Source organism: Gymnodinialimonas sp. 57CJ19 (genome assembly GCF_038396845.1).
In the GTDB taxonomy this organism is placed as follows: domain Bacteria; phylum Pseudomonadota; class Alphaproteobacteria; order Rhodobacterales; family Rhodobacteraceae; genus Gymnodinialimonas.
The window spans coordinates 951,639-972,509 of sequence record NZ_CP151587.1 but is presented as its reverse complement, the minus strand read 5'-3'; the positions used below and the strand labels follow the sequence as shown (position 1 = coordinate 972,509).

Below are 20,871 nucleotides of genomic sequence, written 5' to 3'. Positions count from 1 at the left end.
CCGGACGCAAGGTCCGGGCCAGTCAACAGGGAGAGTGGTGCCATTCCCGAGGGAGGTCGGGACACCCGGCACCGGGGGATCTGTTGCTCTTTACGTACATATGAACGCTTAAAGAGTCGTTAAAGTCTACGCGACCAATCGATATCCGCCGGATTCGGTCACAAGAAGGCGAGCATTTGACGGATCAGGCTCAATTTTTTGGCGCAAACGGTAAATATGCGTCTCGAGCGTGTGGGTCGTGACGCCGGCGTTGTAGCCCCAAACCTCGTGCAGCAGCACTTCGCGGGCCACCACGCCATCTTGGGCACGGTACAGGAACTTGAGGATATTGGTCTCTTTCTCAGTCAGGCGGATCTTCCGCTCATCCTCGGCAATCAGCATCTTCATGGCCGGTTTGAACGTATACGGCCCAAGCTGGAATACCGCATCTTCCGACTGTTCATGTTGGCGCAACTGGGCGCGAATGCGGGCCAGAAGAACCGGGAAGCGGAAGGGTTTGGTGACGTAATCGTTGGCACCTGCATCAAGGCCAAGGATCGTGTCCGCATCGCTGTCATGGCCCGTCAACATCAGCACAGGGCATTTCACACCCTGCTTACGCATCAGGCGGCACAGCTCGCGGCCATCGGTGTCGGGCAGGCCCACGTCTAAGATCACCAGATCGTAGATACCTTCCTTGATCCGTTCCATCGCCTGCGCGCCGTCGGCGGCCTCAAACACGTCGAAGTCTTCGGTCATCACCAGCTGCTCAGACAGCGCTTCGCGCAGGTCGTCTTCGTCATCGACCAGAAGGATTTTCTTGAGGTTTGCCATTGGTTGGGCTCCCGTCTACGTGTTCCGTTACCCTGACATGACGCGCCGCCGCATCCGTTGTCTATGGATGTAACCATGTCTCACGCCTGTGTGTGCACCCGTGAGGAAATGTTTCAGTCCGTGACAGCGTTTCAATTTCCCCGCCGGGCGGGCTATGTCAGGGGCATGAGTCTTTTGCCCTCCATATCGGATCTCGTCGCCCGTGCCCGTAGTGACCTGCGCGTGGGCCTGCCCGTCGTCCTGCAAGACGGCGACGCTGCCCTGATCTTCATGGCGTGCGAGACCGCCACTGATGATCGTTTGGACGCCCTGCGTGCCCTTGGTCCCGTCGTGGCCGCCATTACCGGTTGGCGGGCCGAGACGTTGAAGGTCCGCGTCTACGACGGTGATATCGCCCGAATCGTCATGCCCGCCGATGCCAGCGCGCGCTGGTTGTCCGAGCTGGCGGACCCCGCAAGCGATATGAACACGCCCCTGAAAGGCCCCTTCAAAGAGGATCGCGACAGCACCCCCGTCTTCCACCGTGCCGCTGTGTTGCTGGCCAAATCGGCACAGCTTCTGCCCGCCGTTGTCGGCGTTACCGTCACCCAATGGCCCGAAGGCCTGACCGTGCTGCCTTTGACTGCCACGCTCAATGACCTTGCCACCGCCACCCCCCTTTCCCCCGTTGCCGCCGCCCGCCTGCCCATGGCGCTGGCTGGGGTCGGGCGGTTGCATATCTTCCGACCCGACAATGCCGAGATCGAGCACTACGCCATCGAAGTCGGTCGCCCGGATCGCGCCAAACCTGTCCTTGCGCGGCTCCATTCCGCTTGCTTCACCGGCGACGTCTTGGGCTCGCTCAAATGCGACTGTGGCCCGCAATTGCATGGCGCATTGGCGGCTATGGGGGCCGAGGGCGAAGGGGTACTGCTCTACCTCAACCAAGAGGGGCGCGGGATCGGGCTTGCCAACAAGATGCGTGCCTACGCTTTGCAGGATCAGGGGTTCGACACGGTCGAGGCCAATCACCGCCTTGGGTTCGAGGACGACGAACGCGATTTCCGCATCGGCGCCGATTTGCTGCGCCGCATGGGGTTTGACGTCGTGCGCCTGATGACCAACAATCCCCGCAAGGTCGAGATGTTGGAAGGGGAAGGCATCACCGTTGCCGACCGCGTTCCCCTTGTGATCGAATCAAATCTGCACAACGCCGCCTATCTGGACGTGAAGCGCGACAAATCCGGGCATTTGCTGTGAGCCCACATGACATCGTCCTGACCCCAACGGGCCTGCGGTTCTGGGGCGCTTCGATACCCTACACTGTGGGCCGGGGCGGCGTGGTGGCGGATAAACGCGAAGGCGATGGCGGGACGCCCGTTGGCATCCATCGCGTTGTGGGTTGCCTCTACCGTGCGGATCGCGGCCCCAAGCCCTGCCCCTGGGCCGAGCCGATTGGCCCTAATGACCTTTGGTCCGATGATGACACGCATGCGGGCTACAACCTGCCAACCCGCCGCCCCTTCTCCGGATCGTCCGAACGTTTGGCACGGGGTGATTCCCTCTATGACATCGTTCTGGTCACCGATTGGAATTGGCCCGATGCGCAACCCGGCAAAGGCTCTGCCATCTTCATACACCAGTGGCGCGGCCCCTTCCGCTCGACCGAGGGGTGCGTGGCCGTCAGCCGGGAAAATCTGCGCTGGATGATGCCGCGCATCGCCCTTGGCACAAGGTTGATCGTGCCCGAGGCGATGGCGTTGTAGGTCCGATGGCTTAGTACCCGGGCCGAGGCCCGGTCTACGAATGTGCCCGTTCACCAAAGATCGCTGATCCCACGCGGATATGTGTCGCGCCTTGGGCAATCGCTGTCTCAAAATCTGCTGACATGCCCATCGACAGGCCGTCCAACCCGTTACGTGCCGCGATTTTCGCCAGAAGCGCGAAGTGGAGAGAGGGTTCCTCCTCCACCGGGGGGATGCACATAAGGCCCCGCACAGGCAGGTCCATCGCCTTCGCCTCGGCAATGAAACCGTCTGCCTCGGACGGCAAGCATCCGGCCTTCTGAGGCTCCTCCCCCGTGTTCACCTGAATGAACAGGCCGGGGCAATCGCCGCGTTCCTGGGCGAGGCGGGCGAGGGTCTTGGCCAGCTTGGAGCGATCAACGGTGTGGATGGTGCCGAACATCTCCATCGCTTGGCGGGCCTTGTTGGTTTGCAACGGCCCGATCAGATGCAGGTCAATCCCATCGAACTGCGCTTGGAACGCGGGCCAACGGCCCTGCGCCTCTTGCACGCGGTTCTCTCCGAAAATGCGGTAGCCCTGGGTCAATACGGCTTCGACGCGCTCGGCGGGCTGAACTTTGGAGACGGCAATCAGGGTGATGTCGCTTGGATCGCGGCCATGGGCCTGCGCGCAAGCGGAAATGCGGGTGGTGATATCGACAAGGGACATACAGCCTATGTCACAAACGAAAAGAGCGGGCACAAGGCCCGCTCTTCCCAAATCACGCTAATCCGGTTGGATTAGAAGGACATTGCAACGCCCAGGGACCATGTGGAGGTGGTACCCAGAGCAGCAACAGGTGCACCTGCGCCCGTGTTGATCGCGTCAACGGTGCTGGAACCGTAGCCGAGCTGTGCGGACAGACCGCCACCCAGGTCGTATGCGGCAGAGATACCGTAACCCGATGTGTCATGTGCGGCTGCAGTCGCGTCCCAGTCGTATTGACCGTAGTTCACACCAACGGTGATTGCGTCGAACGCGTAGGATGCGCCGATCGCAGTGTGTGTACCGTCAGAGCCAGCTGTATCGGACGAAATTGTGGAGTAGTTCACGCCAAGTGCCAGACCGGAGTCCAGAGTAACCTGAGCGGAAACACCCATGACGTCGAAGCCTTGATCGCCAGCAGTTACAGTGTCGATGTCAGCAACAGTCTGGTAACCGGCACCGATTGTGTAGGAGCCGCCACCGAAGGAACCAGCGTACTGAGCACCGATACCGTAGATGTTGTCGCCTGTGATGCCGTCGCCAGCAGTCTCAAGCCCAACAATTTGGGTGCCCATAACTACACGGTTTGCTGCATAGCCGCGGTCATCTTCCATCTCAACCGAACCAGTGATGGTGAAGCCGGATACGGAGTAGCTGTAGGACAGGATCTGACCATCGTACAGGCCGTCGAGGCCGCCGTTGCCGTTCCAACCAGCGTGGCCGGTGTGCGCGTCGTTGATGGAGCCTGGGCCCGCAGGAACTTCAACCATACCAGCGTCGAAGCCGCCGTCGGTGTCGCCCATGGTCAGCGTACCGAATTCGCCGGAGATGAATACGGATGTGCCCCAGTCATCGTTGGCTGCGCCGCCGGCACCGCCAGCGATTTCGTCGAGGTCAACGCGTGCACCGAAAGTGATGCCGCCGTCTGTTTCGCCGGACATCGTGAAGGTGATGTCGAGGTCTTGGTGGAATTGGGTTACGGTCGCGCCGGAACCACCAACAACACCCATTTCGGCGGAGCCGGACAGAGCGATGTCTGCGGAAGCAATACCAGCAGTCGCTACGAGCGCTGTGGATGCGAAGAGAACCTTTTTCATGGTTTTTCCCTTGTGTTCACTTGAAAAACTTAACCCCAAAGCGGAACGCCCGAATTGGGTATGCATGGTGTTTCGCCTTTCACCCCCCCGATTGCAACAATGGCCCAAAGCTGCCCGAAAGGTTCGCCTTCGCATGGTGCAGACATGTCACAGTCGGTTTTCGCCAGTAAAACCACCTGAACCCAATAAATCATACGCCGTTGGGACTTAGGCCCCGTGCAGCGCGGTGGACCTTGCGCAGAATGCTGCCGACCGATTGCCCCTTTCCCGATGGGGCCGCCGCCATCCCTCCTGAGTCGCGGCAGGGGTTTGCCGCAGCATTCCCCCGAATCGAGGGGGGGGCTTTTCGGGCCGTTTGAGGCGCGAACAAGCGGAGCGCGAAAAAAGGTGCGTATAAAGGTGTGTGTATAGATAGTGCACCGCTCGGCCCGCCAAGGGTGGTTCCCGCGCCCAAACAAGACCGCCCCTTGCCGCAAGGAAGGTGGTTCTATAAAAGTTGCCTCAACAATTGGGCGGGACCAGTGAAGATGTTGAAACGACTTGCAAACTATCTGGGCGCAGCCTTGATCATCGGGGCGCTGACCGCCTGTGGCGACTATGCCAACGACACCGAGGCTGCCAATGAGCGGCTTTCGCAGCAAGGCTTCCTTGTGGATTCGGAACGCGAAACGATCTGGGATCTCTTCGGCAACAGCGATGATCCCTCGGTGACCGTAGAAGTGAACCGCTACCTTTGGCGCGCGTCACTGGAGATTCTCGACTTCATGCCGCTGGAAGCCGCTGACCCGTTCACTGGCATCCTTGTGTTTGACTACGCCACACCGCCCGGCGGCAACCGCGCTTACCGCGCGACGGTCTATGTCAGCGACCCTGCGCTAGAGGCCCGGTCGTTGCGGGTTGCGCTGCAAGGGCGCGGCGGCTCGGCGGTTAGCCGAGAGACTGCGCGTCAAGTTGAAGATGCGATTCTCACACGCGCCCGTCAGCTGCGCGTTGCCGACGGCAACCTCTAGACCCCAGCGCGTTAGCTTTCTAAACACAACGCCGGGCGCACTCCTGTTCATAGGGGGGCCCGGCGTTTTTATGTCTACATGCCGCAAGGAATACCCTGATGTCCCGTTACGACCCCTCCGAGATCGAGAAGAAGTGGCAAGAAGCCTGGGACAGCGCCGGAACGTTTACCGCCACGATGGAGGGCGACCGCCCCAAGTATTACGTGCTGGAGATGTTCCCCTACCCGTCGGGGCGTATCCACATTGGCCACGTCCGCAACTACACGATGGGCGACGTGATCGCGCGGTTCAAGAAGGCGATGGGTCATAACGTACTGCATCCCATGGGGTTTGACGCTTTCGGGATGCCGGCGGAAAATGCGGCGATGGCCAATGGCGGTCACCCCACGGATTGGACCTACGCCAATATTGAAACGATGGTCGAGCAGATGAAGCCCCTTGGCTTCGGCATCGACTGGTCGCGCATGTTCGCCACCTGCGACGCGGAATATTATGGCCAGCAGCAGGCGCTGTTTCTGGATTTCCTCGATGCCGGGTTGATTGAACGCAAGAACGCCATCGTGAACTGGGACCCGGTCGATATGACCGTTCTGGCGAATGAGCAGGTCGAAGACGGCAAGGGCTGGCGCTCCGGCGCAGAGGTAGAGCGTAAGGAACTGACCCAGTGGTTCTTCAAGATCAGCGATTACTCCGATGAATTGCTGGAGGCGCTGGACGGGTTGGATGATTGGCCCGCCAAGGTGAAGCTGATGCAGGCCAACTGGATTGGCAAATCACGCGGGCTTCAGTTTGCGTTTGGTCTGGTGGACCCTGTGGGCGGCCATGACCGGGTCGAGGTTTATACGACCCGCCCCGATACCCTGCTGGGGGCCAGCTTCGTGGGGATCTCGCCCGATCATCCCATCGCCAAGCAGCTAGAAGCCGATAATCCCGAGATCAAAGCCTTCTGCGAGGACTGTCGCAAAGGTGGCACCACCGCAGCCGAACTGGAAACCGCCGATAAGCGCGGCTTCGATACCGGCCTGAAAGTGCGCCACCCCTTCGATACGGCGGCGGAATTGCCCGTCTACATCGCCAACTTCATCCTGATGGATTACGGCACCGGCGCGATTTTCGGCTGCCCGGCCCATGATGAACGCGATTTGGAGTTTGCCCGGAAGTACAACCTGCCTGTCGTCTCGACCTTTGTGCCGGTAAACGATGAAGGCCACATTCGCCCCGAGGACGGCGGCGCGGCCTATGTGCCCCCCAAACCCGACCCGGTGCGCTACATCGCGGGCTTTGCGGGCGAGGATGTGCAGTCCGGTAACGACGCCATCGACGCTGCGGTGACATTCTGCGAGGAAAAAGGCGTGGGCCAGGGCGTCACCAAGTTCCGCCTGCGCGATTGGGGCCTGTCACGGCAACGCTATTGGGGCTGCCCGATTCCCGTGGTCCATTGCGAGGCCTGCGGTGTGGTCCCCGAGAAGAAAGAGAACCTACCGGTCGAACTGCCCTACGACGTGTCTTTCGACGTTCCCGGAAACCCGCTGGACCGTCACCCCACATGGCGCAACACGCCTTGCCCCTCCTGTGATGCGCCTGCCCTGCGCGAAACCGACACGATGGATACTTTCGTCGATTCCAGCTGGTACTTCGCCCGCTTCACCGCACCCCGTGCCGAGACGCCTACGTCGGCGGAAGAGGCCGCGTATTGGATGAACGTCGATCAATACATCGGCGGGATTGAGCACGCGATCCTGCACCTGCTGTACTCTCGTTTCTTCGCCCGCGCGATGCACGCCACGGGCCACCTGCCCGCCAAAGCGATCGAGCCGTTCGACGCGCTATTCACCCAAGGCATGGTGACCCACGCGATCTACAAGACCGAAGGCGCCGATGGGCGGCCCGTTTATCACTACCCCGAGGACGTGAACCTGCGCGACGGCAGCGGCTTCTTGGAAGACGGCACCAAGGTAGACATCATCCCCTCGGCGAAAATGTCGAAGTCGAAAAACAACGTCGTCGATCCGATCGAGATCATCAAACAATACGGCGCCGACACGGCCCGTTGGTTTGTTCTGTCCGACAGCCCCCCCGAACGGGACGTGGAATGGACAGCCTCGGGCGCCGAAGCGGCCTACAAGCATCTGGGCCGCGTTTATGCCCTGTCCACTCGTATCCAGGAAGCTGCGAAGACATCTGACCATATGGATGAGGCGGCCGACACAGAACTGCTGCGTGAAATGCACAAGGCGATTCGTGACGTGTCGAACGGGGTTGATAGCTTTGGCTTCAATGCGGCGATTGCGAAACTTTATGCGTTCACCAACACGCTTTCCAAGTCCAAGGCGTCCCATAGTGCGCAGCGCGAAGCCGTTATGGTGCTGGCGCAGCTGATGGCCCCCATGACCCCGCATCTGGCCGAGGATATCTGGGCGCAACAAGGCGGCGAAGGTCTGATCGCCAACGCGCCTTGGCCCAAGGCTGACGAGGCGATGTTAGTGGAATCCACCGTGACCTTGCCCATCCAGATCAACGGAAAACGCAAATCCGAGATCACTGTCGCCAAGGATGCCAGCAAGGAAGAGGTTGAAAAGATCGCGCTTGCAGACGACGCTGTGGTCAAGGCGCTTGATGGGGCCGCGCCGAAAAAGCTGATCGTTGTCCCCGGACGGATCGTGAATGTCGTTATTTAACCGCCGAACCCTTTTGCTATCTCTCGGTGCGCTGCCCTTGGCGGCGTGCAACTTCCAACCTGTCTACGGGCCGGGCGGCTCGGGCGAGGTGATCCGTAACCAGATCCGGGTAGCCGAACCCGATAGCCGCCTTGAATTCGGGCTGGTGGCCCGGTTGGAAGATCGTTTGGGCACCGGCACGCGCTACACGCTGGATTATACCATCGAACGTTCTTCGCGGGGTCTGGCGATTGACGAAGATGAAGTCATCAACCGCATCAATCTACGCGGCACCTTGTCGTTCACCCTGCGCGATGCCGCCAGCGGACGCGTTGTGCAGACCGGTGAAGTGGCAACCTTCACCTCCTACGCGACCACGGCATCACCGGTTGCTACGGAATCTGCGCGGCGCGATGCAGAAGACAGGCTGGCCGTCGCATTGGCGGATCAATTGATCACCCGCCTGATCGGCTCCGCGCAATCGTGGTCATGATCTCCCCATGAAACTGTCCACCCGTGACGCAAATACCTACTTCAAACGGCCCGATACCTCGGCGGCGGGGTGTTTGATCTTTGGTGATGACGCCATGCGGGTCGCCTTGAAACGGCAGGATCTAATGGCCGCCCTTCTGGGAGAGAACGCGGAGGAGGAAATGCGCCTGACGCGGATGACCGGGGCTGACCTGCGCTCGGACAGTGCGGGGCTGCTGGATGCCGTAAAGGCTGTGGGCTTCTTTCCCGGCCCCCGTGCCGTTCTGGTCGAGGGCGCGACGGATGGCTTGGCCAAAGTCTTTACCACCGCGTTTGAGGAATGGCAGCAAGGTGACGCGCAAATCATCGCCACCGCCGGGCGGCTGACCGCAAAATCTGCCCTGCGCAAAGTATTCGAGGGCAACAAACTCGCCTACGCCGCTGCGATCTACGATGATCCGCCGGGACGCGCCGAGATTGAAGATATGCTCAAGGCCGCAGAAATCACCGACGCGGACCGAGAGGCGATGACAGACCTGGAGGCGTTGGCGAGATCCATCGGGCCCGGCGATTTCCGCCAGATGATCGAAAAGCTGGGGCTGTATAAACGTGGCGATGCGACGCCCGTGGTGCCCGCCGATATCGAGGCCGTGGCCCCCCTGACCCAGGAGGCAGAGCTGGACGATATCCTCCACGCGACTGCCGAGGCAGAGACCGGCGCGATCGGCCCCATTCTGGTCCGCCTGAAACAGCAAGGCACAACGCCGGTGTCCCTGTGCATCGCGGCCCTACGCCACTTCCGGGCGTTGCACATGGCCGCCGCCCATCCCAACGGCCCCGCTGCGGGCCTGCAAGCGATGCGGCCCCCAGTCTTCGGCCCGCGCCGCGATCGGATGGCACGACAAGCGGGCCGCTGGGGCCGCGACGCGTTGGAAGCGGCCCTATCGATGTTGATTGAAACGGATCTGACCCTGCGCTCCGCAAGCACCGCGCCGCAGATGGCGGTGATGGAGCGCACGTTGATCCGGCTGGCGATGCTGCCAGGGCGCGGCAGGCGATAGAGGGCGACCCGAGCCGTAAAGGCGGCGGCGGTCTCAAGCCCGCCCTACATGTTCGCCCTTAGTACATCGCAGCGTGCAACCCGGCCCATCGGCCCGTGGCGAAGCAGCCATTAATCAAGTAGCCGCCTGTGGGCGCTTCCCAATCCAACATCTCTCCCGCGACGAACATGCCGGGGATCGCTTCAAGCATCAGTCCCTTGGTGAGCGCAGATTGCGGGACACCGCCAGCGGTCGAAATCGCCTCGTCCATCGGGCGCGGGCCGTCGTGCTTCACGGGCAGCGCCTTGATCAGCGCGGCAAGGGTGGCGGGATCGTCGGGCAAGGGGCGGGCGAATTCTTGCAGGAGCGCGCGTTTGAGAGGGTCGAGCCCCAACCCGGTGAGAGCTTTGGTCAGGGTCTGCTTCTTCGGACGTTTCTTTAGGCGAGAGATGAGCCCATCGACCGCGCGGTCGGGCAGCAGATCGAAGGTGAGCGCAGCCCCATCACGCACGGCGGAGGAGATCGCGTAGATGCCGCCACCTTCCAGGCCACGGTGGGAGATCACGGCCTCCCCTCGTTGGCGCATGTCGCCGGCATGCAGGGCAATGTTCTTCAGGGGCGTGCCCAGATGCGCTGTCATATGGTCAGACCAGGTAACGCAAAGGCCCATATTGGCAGGCTTGAATGGCGCAAGGCTGACGCCCTTCGCGGCCAAGATGTCGGCCCAGGCACCGTCAGACCCCAACCGCGACCAGCTGGCACCGCCAAGGGCAAGGACAGTGACCTTTGGCGAGAGGGTTTGCGGGCCATCCGGCGTGTCGAAGGCCAGCGCGTCGCCGTCAAACCCGGTCCAACGCCAGCGCAGGAACATTTGCGCGTCCAGCCGTTGCAGCCAAGCGCGCAGCAGGGGCGAGGCCTTCATGGCTTTGGGAAACACCCGCCCCGTGGTGCCCGTGAAGACAGGTTGGCCAAGATCCTCGGCGAAGGCCATGACCTCCACCGGGTCCAGTTGCGCCACCATGGGATAGAGCCAATCAGCAGCCCCCCCATAGGCGCGAATGAAGGTATCGAGCGGCTCATCCTTGGTGAGGTTGAGGCCAGATTTGCCCGCCATCAGAAATTTGCGTCCGGCAGAGGGTTTGGCCTCGATGATCGTGACCTTACGGCCCGCTTTCACGAGCGTTTCAGCCGCCATGAGGCCAGCGGGGCCGGAGCCGATAACAAGGGCATCAAGGGGCGTGTCGATCATGGGTTGGGTCCTAGTGGGGGGCCAGCCCCCCTGACGACTTTTCCGGGGAAAAGCCGTCTCCCCCCGGAGGTGTATGGCCAAGGTGAAGGGGGGAGCGGGGCGCTTAGGGTATCATCGTCTTGATGGCATGGAGGTTTGCGGGGGCGCCTGCAAGGGAAGTTGCACAAAGGGCGCGGGCAGAGGGGAGGAGGGTTTCGGGTGGGCAGATCCGGTCGACCAAGCCAAAGGAGAGGGCCTCTGGGGCGGAAAGTTTCTCCGAGGCGAGGAGGATGAGTTTTGCACGGGACGGTCCGATGAGCGCGGTGAGGCGGGCCGGATCGGAGGGTTGCGGCAGGAAGCCGAGTTTGGCGACGGGGTAAAAGAAGGAGGCGGCGGGCGTACTGAGGCGGATATCACAGGCCAGAGCCATGCCGAATGCGCCGCCCGCGAGCGTGCCGTTGAGTGCGGCAATGGAGAGGCAGGGCAAAGCGGCCAGAGCAGAAGACGCCTGTTCCCAGAGCGGAGACGTGGCGAGGCCTGCGTGGGCTTCTTCCAGATCAGCACCGGCGGAGAAGACTTTGTCGCCTGCGCCGGTCAGGATCAGGGCTCGGGCGCTTTGGCTTTCGGCGAAGACGCGGACCAGTTCGGTCAGCATGTCGGCGGTCAGGGAATTGGCCTTATGGGGGCGATTGAGGGTGACGATACGCAGGCCACCCTCGTCCGCGACGTCAATCACGAGAGGCCCACAGCCGCACGGATGCTCTCATCGCGCAGGGATATGTCGCCGCCGAGGTGCGGATCTGCGGCCTCGGTGCACATCCAGGCCAGCGTCTTGGCCGGCCATTCCGGCGGGATGTGATCGGACCATTCCAAAGCGGCAACGGGGTTCATGCCGGTGGCCTTGATCTCTACCTGCATTTGCGTGGCGACCGTGCCGGGCGACAGGCCCAGGACGCGGATGCCCTTATCCCCCATCTCCTTGTGCACTGACCGGGTCAGCATCAGCGCCGCCGCCTTGGAGGCGCAATAATGGGACCAGCCCTCAAGCGGATTTGTCGCCGCCCCGGAAGATATGTTCAGGATCGTGCCGCCCTTGCCCATATGAGGCAGAGCCGCGCGCACGCCGTTGAAAGTGCCCTTGAGGTTGATGTCGATCACTTGGCCCCAAGCGTCCGGGTCGGAATCCTCAATGCGGGCCACCGGCTCGATCACGCCCGCGTTGTTGATGACCACATCGAGGGAGCCGAAGGTCTGGACGGCGGCGTTGAAGGCGGCCTCCACCTCCCAATAGCGGGCCACGTCACAGGGCACGGCGAGAGCGTTTTCGCCGATTTCGCCCGCCAGTTCGGCAATCGCATCCCGCGAACGGGCCAGAAGCACCACCTTCGCGCCCAATGCCGCGAATTCGCGGGCCGCTGCTGCGCCGATGCCGCGACTTGCTCCGGTGATTGCCACCACTTTTCCACTTACCACATGCGCCATGAGCAATTCCCCTTTGGTCCTTATCAATCGTCGGGAACGTAGCGCCCACAATCGGCGGCGACCAGCCATATACGGTGATCCTTACTTGACGCCCCCGGCCTGGCCCGTGATCATCCGGGCTTTACATCCCTGTTTGCTGGAGCAACCCCTCCGATGAAACGACTTTCCTCTACGATTTCCCTGCTGGCACTGGCAATCGCCTCGCCCGCCTTGGCAGATACCTCTGCGGCGGATTTGTGGGCCGAATGGCAGGCCCAAGCCGAAGCCACCGGTCAAACCATGAGTGCCGAAGTCTCTGAAACGGGCACGGGCCTGACCCTGACCAATGTCACCACGCGTTATGCTGACGAGACCCTTTCGACCAATGGTGTGATTGAGCAGATTGACCTGATCGAGAATCCCGACGGCACCGTATCTGTCGCCCTGTCCGAGCTTTATACGCTGACACTCACCTTCGAGATTGACGAAGGCGCCCCCCCCGCCAATATCGAACTTCTGGTGCGTCACGAGAACCTTGATATCCAGATTTCCGGCGATGCCGGGGCGCGGGTCTATACCTATGCGGCCGATCAGATCAGCCTTCACGAAGGGCGCCTTTGGGGCGGCGATGGAGAGCCGCCAGAGGTCAACCTGGAGATGATAATCTCGGACCTTGCCTCTACCTACAACATCACCGGTACAGACCCGGAGACCATGCGGTTTTCCACATCCGCCACCGCGGGCGGCATGTCGATGGAATTGGATGTCGCCCCTGCGAACGCATCGGGTCGCTTCAAGACCGGCTTGCATATTGGCGCGATGACATCCAGCAGCGAAGGTACGCTGCTGTCGTTGACCAGCATGAACCAATTCGACAGCACCCTTCCTGAAGGGTTCGAGCTTTCCGGCACCACGACCTATGGCCCCCTCAACTTCGAGATCATGTTTGAGGAACGCACCGAGGCCTTCTCGGCCACATACTCCAACGATGGCGGCAGCATCGGAATGTCGATCTCGCCTTCTGCGATGGCCTACGATGTCGCGGCGTCGGGGGCGAACGCCCACATTGAAGGCACCGAACTTCCGGTTCCGGTGGAGCTTTCAGTCGGGTCCAGCGAATTGGCCCTGTCCTTCCCCCTCGCCGCCGGAGACACGCCGCAAGACATGGGGCTTCGCCTTGGCGTGCAGGATTTTGTAGTGGGCGAGAGCCTGCTCAGCATGGTTGATCCCGCCAGCGCGCTGCCCCGCGATCCGATGAGCCTTCTGCTGGACACCACAGGGCAGGTGCAATTGTTCATGGATCTCGTGAACATCAACCCAGAAGAGTTGACCGGCCCTCCCGGAGAATTGCGGGCGGTGACCGTGAACGAGTTGAGCCTTTCGGTTGGCGGCGCGGCCCTGACCGGTACGGCAGATTTCAGCTTTGCGCCGAACCAGATGATCCCCATGCCCGTCGGCGCGGCAGAGCTTGAGCTTTCGGGCGGCAACGCCCTGCTGGATGCGTTGATTGCCGGTGGATTGCTCCCGAACGAGCAGGGCGCGTTCATTCGGGGCGCGGCCAACGTCTTTGCCCGTCCCGGCGCGGCCCCTGACACCCTGGAGACAACAGTGGAATTCGGGGCCGACGGCTCCATCACGGCCAACGGTATTCCACTGCAATAAGCGTGTTCGTTAACGTTCCCTTGAGCGGCCCGGGGTAAATTCCTCGGGCCGTTTCGCTTGCAAGCCCGCCGTCCCGGCTCTACCTCCGTTGAAACCCTTCGCCTTGAGGATGCCCATGACCGATACCGCGCTTGCCCCCCTTGCCGCCGCCTTGCTAGAGGCCGCAACCCGTGCCGGGGCCGATGCCGCTGATGCGTTGGCCGTCGATGGCACCTCGGTCAGCATTGGTGTCCTGAACGGCGCTTTGGAACAGGCCGAACGGTCCGAAGGGATCGAAATCGGTCTGCGGGTGCTGGTGGGCAACCGCCAGGCCTGTGTGTCGGCGTCCGACACCTCTGCCGATACCCTGCGCGAAATGGCGGAACGCGCCGTTGCCATGGCGCGGCTTGCGCCGGAAGACCCCTACGCAGGCCTTGCCGAGGCAGCGCAACTGGCCACGGTGCGCGATGGCGCGGCGCTGGACATGAACGACACGGGCGCGGACCCGGACCCCGCTACGCTGGAGGCGATGGCGCTGGAAGCCGAGGCCGCAGCGCTGGCCGTGGACGGCGTGGCGCAAGTGTCCAACGCCGGCGCAGGCTTTTCCCGGCGGCAAGTGCATCTGGCCGCCACCAACGGGTTCGCGGGTGGCTATGCCCGCACCGATCACGGCGTTCACTGCGTGGCGATCACCGGCGAAGGCAACACGATGGAACGTGATTACTTCGGCGACGGGCGCAACCACGCCAGCGATCTGATGTCTCCTTCCGAAATCGGGCGCTTGGCGGGCGAACGCACGGTGGCCCGCGCCGGGGCGAAAAAGCCGCCCACGGGCGCGTTCCCGGTGATGTTTGATGAACGCATTTCCTCGGGCCTGATCGGGCACCTTCTGGCTGCCACCAACGGCACGGCGATCACCCGTGGCGCGTCCTGGGCGCGGGATTTGTTGGGGGAGCAGGTGCTGCCCAAAGGTCTTTCGATTATCGAGGAACCCCACCGCCCGCGCACCTCGGCCAGCCGTCCCTTTGATGCCGAAGGTCTGCCAACCGCCGATCGGCTGATCGTGGACGATGGCATGCTGACCGGCTGGACGCTCGACCTTTCCAGCGCCCGCAAACTGGGCCTGACCTCTACCGCGTCGGCCACCCGTGGCACCGGTGCGCCGCCCTCTCCTTCCGTGGGGAATGCGCGCCTGACGGCAGGCGATCTGTCGCGCGACGCGCTGTTGCAACAGATGGGGACGGGGCTGCTGATCACCTCGCTGATCGGGTCTTCGATCAACGCGACGACGGGCGATTATTCCCGTGGTGCCTCGGGCTTTTGGGTGGAAAACGGCGAAATCACCCATGCGGTGAACGAATGCACGGTGGCCGGCAACCTGCGTGATATGCTGCGCGGCATTATCCCCGCCAACGATGCCCGCCCCCACCTGAGCCGCGTCGTGCCCTCGCTTCTGGTGGAGGGGATGACGATTGCAGGGGCCTGAAGATGACCTGAAACTGCTTTGCGACGCCGCGTTACAGGCTGGTGCGATTGCGAAGCAATTCTTCGGCAATGACCCCGCCGTTTTCGACAAAGGCCCGGAGGGCCCGGTGACCGAAGCTGATTTGGCCATCGACGCCATGCTCCATGACGTGCTGCGCACAGCGCGGCCCGATTACGGCTGGCTGTCGGAAGAAACCGATGATGACCGCGCCCGCCTTTCGGCCGAGCACGTGTTCATCTGCGATCCCATTGATGGCACCCGCGCGTTCATTGAGGGCAGCACGAGTTTCTCCCACTCCCTCGCGGTGTCGCGGAACGGAAAGATCACCGCCGCTGCTGTCTTCCTGCCCATGCGCGACAAGCTCTACAGCGCAGCCCTCGGCGCGGGTGCAACACTGAACGACGCGCCTTTGCAGGTGACAACCACGGCGCACCTGGCCGAAGCCACGGTTCTGACAACGAAGGCCAACATGCAGGCGCATCACTGGAAAGAAGGCGTGCCGGAGGTAAACAAAGCCTACCGCCCCTCGCTGGCCTACCGCATGTCGCTGGTCGGCGAGGGCCGCTTTGACGCGATGATGACGTTCCGCCCCACGTGGGAATGGGACATCGCCGCAGGGGCGCTGATAATCGCAGAGGCAGGCGGCATCGTGACTGACAGCTTCGGGGTGCCGCTGCAGTTCAACGGTCCCCGCGCACAGGTGGACGGCGTGCTGACGGGCAGCGCATCGGTGCATCAGGCATTGCTGGACATGCGCCCTTTGAAGGCGGGTTGATCCCCGCCCAAGCGCGTTATCGGCCGCTGACGCGGTACACCACAATGTTCAATGGGCCCGTGGCCATGATCCGGCTGGCGGGAAACGCATCTTCCTCGGCCGGGTTGCCGGTGTGGGCTGTGGCAGTTTCGGGAAGGGCTGCAAGCACAGTGACGATCAAGAGCGGGGCCAGACGAGAAAGGGATTTTGAAAAGGGCATGGCAGCTATGAAGTCTCTGGATAATTGGGGTGGCGAAATCTCTTGATGGTCGTTGTGCTTGCCCGACGACCATAGCATTTTTGAGCTTTCTGCGCGAGTAAGGCTGTCCTTACCTCCGAAAACGAAACCCCGCCGCGGGGACACGCGACGGGGTTGTTTGGCAAGACGACCCTAAGGGAGAGAAACGGCAGAGAGCGGAAAGGGCAGCGTCTTGTCAGGTCAGGTCAGGGCTTACCGGCCAGAGCCGAGATCACCGTTTGCTATCCGGCCAGAGCCAAGATCGCCGCCAGAAATACGGCCCGATCCCAGATCACCATTCGAAATACGGGTGACATCTCCGGTTGCGGTGAAGGCCGAAACGGGGGTGGTCACAGCCGTAAGAGAGGCGGAAATTGCCAAGGCTGCGACAAACGAGGATAAAGATTTGGTCATTGAAAAACCCTCCGTTTCGATGGGATCAATATGCCCCTTCTGCCCCGCCCTCGCTATGGCGGGAAACCTGACCCCATGCCCGCGCCCCGCGACCCCTCGGCGCTTGACGCCCCCGCCCTGCCCCTTAAGGGTGCAGGCGCAATCTAACCTATCGGACTAACCTGTCGGAGATCCCCATGTCGCAACGTCTGCACCTTGTATTCGGCGGAGAGCTGAAAGACCCTCAGAAGACGGAATTCGAGAACCCCGAAGACATTCACGTCGTCGGCATGTTCCCCGATTATCAATCGGCCTACGACGCCTGGAAGTCCGAAGCGCAACGCACCGTGGACAATGCCCACATGCGGTATTTCATCGCCCATATCCACCGCCTGCGTGATGAGGGGGCAGAAGCCTCTCCCACCGAAGAACTGGGCAGCTGACCACCATGGCGCGGTCCCTTTTCCTTGGCCTGTATCTTGCGTGGTCCGCGCGAGGCGCGCGCGCTTTTGCAGAGCGTAAGCTGCGGGAGCGTCTCGCCGACGGGAAAGAGGACGCCGCTCGTCTGGATGAACGCCGTGGCATCGCCACGACGCCGCGCCCCGAAGGGCCGCTGATCTGGTTCCACGCGGCCTCGGTCGGGGAATCTCTGGCGGTGCTGGAACTGATCCGGCGCGCCTTGGATGAACGCGAAGACCTGACGGTGCTGGTGACCACGGGCACCGTCACATCCGCCGCCGTGATGGCCGAACGGTTACCGGACAGGGCGATCCACCAATTCGCGCCGCTGGATGCGAAGCCTTTCGTGGCGGCGTTTCTGGACCATTGGAAACCCGATGTGGCGATCTGGACCGAAAGTGAGCTTTGGCCCACCTTGGTCGTGGAAACCCATGCCCGCGGCGTTCCCATGCTTCTCCTCAACGCGCGCATGTCCAAGGCCAGCCACGACAAGTGGCGTTTCGCCCGTGGCATGATCCGCAGTCTTCTGGGGCGGTTTCAGGCGGCCTTGGTGCAGGATAATCTGACGATGGTGTATCTGCGCCGTTTGGGGATGCCTGTAGACCGAATGAAGGTGATGGGCACGTTGAAGGAAGGCTCTGCCGCACTGCCCTGCAATGAGGATGACCGCGCCGCGATGGCGGCCAATTTGGCCGGGCGTCCGGTTTGGCTGGCGGCCTCGACCCATGACGGGGAAGAGAAGATGGTTCTGCAAGCACACCGGATGGCGATGCGATCTTCGCCCCGGTTGCTGCTGATCCTCGTGCCCCGCCACCCCGAACGCGCCGAAGAGATTGCCGCACTGTTGCAAAGCGACGGCTGGCGTTTCACCCGGCGCAGCGCCGATCAAGAACCCGCAGATGAGGCGCAGGTCTATCTAGCCGACACGATGGGCGAAATGGGCCTTTGGTATCGGCTATCCCCGATCAGCTTTGTCGGCGGCAGCCTTGTGGCGATTGGCGGGCACAATCCGTTTGAGCCTGCCGCCCTTGGCTCTGCCATTCTGCACGGGCCTTATGTGACGAACTTTGTCGATATCTATGACCGCCTGCGCGACGGCGGCGCGGCGCGGTTGGTCTCTTCGCCCGAGAAGCTCGCCGGACAGGTGGCCGAATTGCTGAACCCCGATGAAGCCGCCACCATGGCCGCCGCCGCGTGGCAGGTGATCTCGGACGGGGCGGACGTGACAGACCGGGCACTGGCGCTGGTGATTGACACATTGGAAGAGGCGGAGACACCCTGATGCGCGCGCCGGGGTTCTGGCATGAGCCTGCGGGGATTATGGCCGCGGCCCTGTCGCCCCTGGGGGCACTCTACGCTGCTGGCACTGCGCGGCGCTTGCGGAAGGGACCGCGCGAAAGTGTTGGCGTGCCGGTGATTTGTATTGGCAACATCAATGCGGGTGGCACCGGCAAGACCCCCACCGCCATCGCCGTGGCGCAGCGTCTGGCGGCGCGGGGTGTGGCTGTTCACGCCGTGACACGGGGCTACGGCGGAGAAATCAACGGCCCTGTTCAGGTCGATGAGCGCTCCCACGATGCCAAACAGGTGGGGGATGAGGCGTTGCTCTTGGCCGCCTTCCTGCCAACCTGGGTTTCGGCAGACCGCGTCGCCGGGGCCAAGGCCGCCGTGGCCGCAGGGGCCGAGTGCCTGATCCTTGACGACGGCTTCCAGAACCCCGGCTTGGCCTATGACCTGTCGGTGGTGGTGGTGGACGCATGGCGCGGCTTCGGCAATGGAAAGGTGATCCCCGCCGGGCCGCTACGAGAGCCGGTGGACGTGGGGCTGACGCGTGCCGACATGGTGGTGAGCATCGGGCCGGAAGCCGCGCAGACACGATTCGCCGCGACCTGGGGCGCTTGGGTGAAGGTGCCCCAACTGACCGGTGCGTTAGAGCCGTTGGCCACGGGAATGTCCCTCGACGGCGTGCCGGTTTTGGCTTTCGCCGGGATCGGTCATCCTGAGAAATTCTTTCAGACGCTACGGGGGCTCGGCGCGGATTTGCACGCGACCCACGCCTTGGCGGATCATCAGCCGTTGAGCGACACCTTGATGACGCGGCTGTTGCGTGAGGCGTGGCAGCGCGGGGCGCAGGTGGTCACGACCGAAAAGGACGCGGTGCGCCTATCGCCCGAGTTCCGGTCTCGGGTGATGACGGTGCCGGTCAGGTTACAGATGGATGATTGGGCACCGCTGGATGCAGGGTTGGATCGAGTGTTGGCGCGAAAATAGCCGCCGCGTTTTTGGGCAGGCGTTGCCCCAGAAGAATCGATATTTATGAAAAGATGAAGGGGGGGCGGCGCGTTTGATCGCGAGCCAAAGGGGGTGACCCGCGCCGGGTTAGGGGCGCGGGTCTAAGGCGATCAGCCTGCCGCTTCGATGGCGGAATCGAGAAGGGCGCTCATGTCGGTGAAGTTCATGTTGCCATGGAGTTCGTCGTTGAGGATGAACGCGGGTGTGCCGGGGATTTCATGCACTTCCATGTTCGCCTCGTAGCTGGCGATCATGGCCTCGGCCATGGCGGCGTCGGTCATGCAGGCATCGAGTTCTTCGTTGGTGAGGCCAGCCGTGCGGCCAATGCGCTTGAGGTTTTCAGCGATTTCAGCAGGCGAGCCTTGGGTCCATTCGCTTTGCTGCGCATAGAGCAGGTCCACGATACCGAAGTAGCGCAGGGGGCCACCGCAGCGGGCGACCATTCCGGCCCAGAGGCCATAGCGATCGAAGTAGACTTCCCGGTAGACGAAGTTGATGAGTCCCGTGTCGATGTAATCACGGGTCAGTTGCGGCATGACGTTGGCGTGGAAGCTGCGGCAATGGGGGCAGGTGAAGCTGGCGTATTCGATCAGCGTGACGCCGCTGTCGGGGTTGCCTTTAGACATCTCGATCACTTCGGGGAGGTCGCTGACTTCCTGGGCGTTGGCCGCCGTGAAGGGTGTCAGGGGGGCCTCGGTCTGGAAGCGTTGGCCACCGCGGCCGTTCCACAAGAGGTAAGCGCCGGCGCCCAGGACGCCCGTGGCGCCGCCCAACATCATGGCTCTGCGATCCATATTAATCTCCTTAACGATTTGTCTGAGTAACTATGTTCCCGGCCAGCTTTCGCAAGGCGTCGCGCAGCACGGGATCGTTGATGTGATCGAGGCCTTGGGTGGCCTGTTTCAGCCGCGCCGGGTCGGGAGCGGGTTTTTTCTTTGGTTCAGGCGGGGCGAAAGCCACCTGCCCTTCGGCGAAACCGGTGGGGGCGGTTTGGGTGACTTGCAGGTCCTTGATCGCCGAATAGCCGTAGCAGGCGTTCACGCGGGTGATGATCGCTTCGCGGCTCATCTCCAGCATCGGAGCTTTGGCGCCCGTGGTCAGAAGGACCAGAGTACCGCCGAAGCCACGGCCAAATTTCACTTTTACCGGGACGGCCATGGCGGAAATCTCGGGTCCGACGATGTCCGCCCAATGGGTAAGCAGCTTGGTTTCCGCAAAGCCGCGCTTTTCGGCGGGGGTGCGCAGCTCGGCCCCGACCAGCGTCACGGCACGTTCAAAGCCCCGCCTGCGGCGCGGATTGGGCTGTGTCGTTTTGGTCGGTCGGGCGGCCATGGGTTGAACCTTTCGTTGCACGCACTCTAT

22 protein-coding genes are annotated in these 20,871 nt (G+C 62.4%); 12 read left to right on the top strand and 10 right to left on the bottom strand.

The genetic code is table 11. The annotated features are described in order from the left end of the window. Nucleotides 1–126 precede the first annotated feature (126 nt). Nucleotides 127–813: a response regulator transcription factor gene (locus tag AADW23_RS04745; protein ID WP_341863382.1), complete on the bottom strand. Its 687-nt coding sequence runs from the start codon at nt 811–813 to the stop codon at nt 127–129. A 165-nt stretch (nt 814–978) separates the two neighbouring features. Here AADW23_RS04745 and ribA point away from each other — a divergent pair, with 165 nt between their 5' ends. Then, the gene (gene ribA, locus AADW23_RS04740; RefSeq protein WP_341863381.1) at nt 979–2,052 is read left to right on the top strand and encodes a GTP cyclohydrolase II; all 1,074 of its coding nucleotides are present in this window, start codon (nt 979–981) and stop codon (nt 2,050–2,052) included. Continuing rightward, nucleotides 2,049–2,558: a L,D-transpeptidase family protein gene (locus AADW23_RS04735; protein WP_341863380.1), complete on the top strand. Its 510-nt coding sequence runs from the start codon at nt 2,049–2,051 to the stop codon at nt 2,556–2,558. Before ribA ends, AADW23_RS04735 begins: the two co-directional genes overlap by 4 nt. Nucleotides 2,559–2,592: 34 nt before the next feature. Here AADW23_RS04735 and AADW23_RS04730 read toward each other — a convergent pair whose 3' ends face one another. Together AADW23_RS04730 and AADW23_RS04725 are read right to left on the bottom strand one after the other, a co-directional pair. Further along, complete coding sequence (locus tag AADW23_RS04730; RefSeq protein ID WP_341863379.1) at nt 2,593–3,246, bottom strand: YggS family pyridoxal phosphate-dependent enzyme; 654 nt, start codon at nt 3,244–3,246, stop codon at nt 2,593–2,595. Between the two features lie 71 nt (nt 3,247–3,317). Then, nucleotides 3,318–4,445 (bottom strand): porin, encoded by a 1,128-nt coding sequence (locus AADW23_RS04725; RefSeq protein ID WP_341863378.1) that lies wholly within the window; start codon nt 4,443–4,445, stop codon nt 3,318–3,320. A 461-nt stretch (nt 4,446–4,906) separates the two neighbouring features. Here AADW23_RS04725 and AADW23_RS04720 point away from each other — a divergent pair, with 461 nt between their 5' ends. From AADW23_RS04720 to holA, 4 genes are all read left to right on the top strand, one after another. Continuing rightward, nucleotides 4,907–5,389: a DUF3576 domain-containing protein gene (locus AADW23_RS04720; protein WP_341863377.1), complete on the top strand. Its 483-nt coding sequence runs from the start codon at nt 4,907–4,909 to the stop codon at nt 5,387–5,389. A 98-nt stretch (nt 5,390–5,487) separates the two neighbouring features. Beyond that, entirely contained in the window at nt 5,488–8,067 is a 2,580-nt protein-coding gene (gene leuS, locus AADW23_RS04715; protein ID WP_341863376.1) for a leucine--tRNA ligase, read from the top strand. Further along, the gene (gene lptE / locus AADW23_RS04710; protein ID WP_341863375.1) at nt 8,054–8,539 is read left to right on the top strand and encodes an LPS assembly lipoprotein LptE; all 486 of its coding nucleotides are present in this window, start codon (nt 8,054–8,056) and stop codon (nt 8,537–8,539) included. The genes leuS and lptE overlap by 14 nt, the downstream gene beginning before the upstream one ends. Nucleotides 8,540–8,546: 7 nt before the next feature. Beyond that, a complete protein-coding gene (holA, locus tag AADW23_RS04705) occupies nt 8,547–9,578 on the top strand; it encodes a DNA polymerase III subunit delta (protein ID WP_341863374.1) in 1,032 nt (343 codons plus the stop codon). Nucleotides 9,579–9,636: 58 nt separating this feature from the next. Here holA and AADW23_RS04700 read toward each other — a convergent pair whose 3' ends face one another. The 3 genes from AADW23_RS04700 to AADW23_RS04690 form a co-directional block, all read right to left on the bottom strand. Next, complete coding sequence (locus tag AADW23_RS04700) at nt 9,637–10,806, bottom strand: TIGR03862 family flavoprotein (RefSeq protein WP_341863373.1); 1,170 nt, start codon at nt 10,804–10,806, stop codon at nt 9,637–9,639. A 103-nt stretch (nt 10,807–10,909) separates the two neighbouring features. Next, nucleotides 10,910–11,521: an enoyl-CoA hydratase/isomerase family protein gene (locus tag AADW23_RS04695; RefSeq protein WP_341863372.1), complete on the bottom strand. Its 612-nt coding sequence runs from the start codon at nt 11,519–11,521 to the stop codon at nt 10,910–10,912. Next, entirely contained in the window at nt 11,518–12,267 is a 750-nt protein-coding gene (locus AADW23_RS04690; RefSeq protein WP_341863371.1) for an SDR family oxidoreductase, read from the bottom strand. The genes AADW23_RS04695 and AADW23_RS04690 overlap by 4 nt, the downstream gene beginning before the upstream one ends. Nucleotides 12,268–12,420: 153 nt before the next feature. On the opposite strand from AADW23_RS04690, the gene AADW23_RS04685 reads away from it, so the two are divergent. From AADW23_RS04685 to AADW23_RS04675, 3 genes are all read left to right on the top strand, one after another. Continuing rightward, nucleotides 12,421–13,908: a DUF2125 domain-containing protein gene (locus tag AADW23_RS04685; protein ID WP_341863370.1), complete on the top strand. Its 1,488-nt coding sequence runs from the start codon at nt 12,421–12,423 to the stop codon at nt 13,906–13,908. Nucleotides 13,909–14,023: 115 nt separating this feature from the next. Beyond that, nucleotides 14,024–15,373: a metallopeptidase TldD-related protein gene (locus AADW23_RS04680; protein WP_341863369.1), complete on the top strand. Its 1,350-nt coding sequence runs from the start codon at nt 14,024–14,026 to the stop codon at nt 15,371–15,373. Next, nucleotides 15,360–16,148 (top strand): 3'(2'),5'-bisphosphate nucleotidase CysQ, encoded by a 789-nt coding sequence (locus tag AADW23_RS04675; RefSeq protein WP_341863368.1) that lies wholly within the window; start codon nt 15,360–15,362, stop codon nt 16,146–16,148. Before AADW23_RS04680 ends, AADW23_RS04675 begins: the two co-directional genes overlap by 14 nt. Before the next feature lie 16 nt (nt 16,149–16,164). On the opposite strand, the gene AADW23_RS04670 is transcribed toward AADW23_RS04675, so the two are convergent. Together AADW23_RS04670 and AADW23_RS04665 are read right to left on the bottom strand one after the other, a co-directional pair. Continuing rightward, nucleotides 16,165–16,347, bottom strand: coding sequence for a hypothetical protein (locus tag AADW23_RS04670; RefSeq protein WP_341863367.1), 183 nt, complete (start codon nt 16,345–16,347; stop codon nt 16,165–16,167). A gap of 231 nt (nt 16,348–16,578) precedes the next feature. Further along, entirely contained in the window at nt 16,579–16,779 is a 201-nt protein-coding gene (locus AADW23_RS04665; RefSeq protein ID WP_341863366.1) for a hypothetical protein, read from the bottom strand. 176 nt (nt 16,780–16,955) lie between these two features. On the opposite strand from AADW23_RS04665, the gene AADW23_RS04660 reads away from it, so the two are divergent. The 3 genes from AADW23_RS04660 to lpxK are packed head-to-tail and all read left to right on the top strand — an operon-like array spanning nt 16,956 to nt 19,488. After that, nucleotides 16,956–17,201, top strand: a complete 246-nt coding sequence (locus tag AADW23_RS04660; RefSeq protein WP_341863365.1) for a DUF4170 domain-containing protein — start codon at nt 16,956–16,958, stop codon at nt 17,199–17,201. A gap of 5 nt (nt 17,202–17,206) precedes the next feature. Next, entirely contained in the window at nt 17,207–18,499 is a 1,293-nt protein-coding gene (locus tag AADW23_RS04655) for a 3-deoxy-D-manno-octulosonic acid transferase (RefSeq protein WP_341863364.1), read from the top strand. Continuing rightward, the gene (gene lpxK, locus AADW23_RS04650) at nt 18,499–19,488 is read left to right on the top strand and encodes a tetraacyldisaccharide 4'-kinase (RefSeq protein ID WP_341863363.1); all 990 of its coding nucleotides are present in this window, start codon (nt 18,499–18,501) and stop codon (nt 19,486–19,488) included. The genes AADW23_RS04655 and lpxK overlap by 1 nt, the downstream gene beginning before the upstream one ends. Before the next feature lie 131 nt (nt 19,489–19,619). On the opposite strand, the gene AADW23_RS04645 is transcribed toward lpxK, so the two are convergent. Beyond that, nucleotides 19,620–20,303 carry a DsbA family protein gene (locus AADW23_RS04645; RefSeq protein WP_341863362.1) on the bottom strand — a complete coding sequence of 228 codons (684 nt, stop codon included), beginning with the start codon at nt 20,301–20,303 and terminating at the stop codon, nt 19,620–19,622. A 10-nt stretch (nt 20,304–20,313) separates the two neighbouring features. Then, nucleotides 20,314–20,841 (bottom strand): DUF721 domain-containing protein, encoded by a 528-nt coding sequence (locus AADW23_RS04640; protein WP_341863361.1) that lies wholly within the window; start codon nt 20,839–20,841, stop codon nt 20,314–20,316. Nucleotides 20,842–20,871 lie beyond the last annotated feature (30 nt).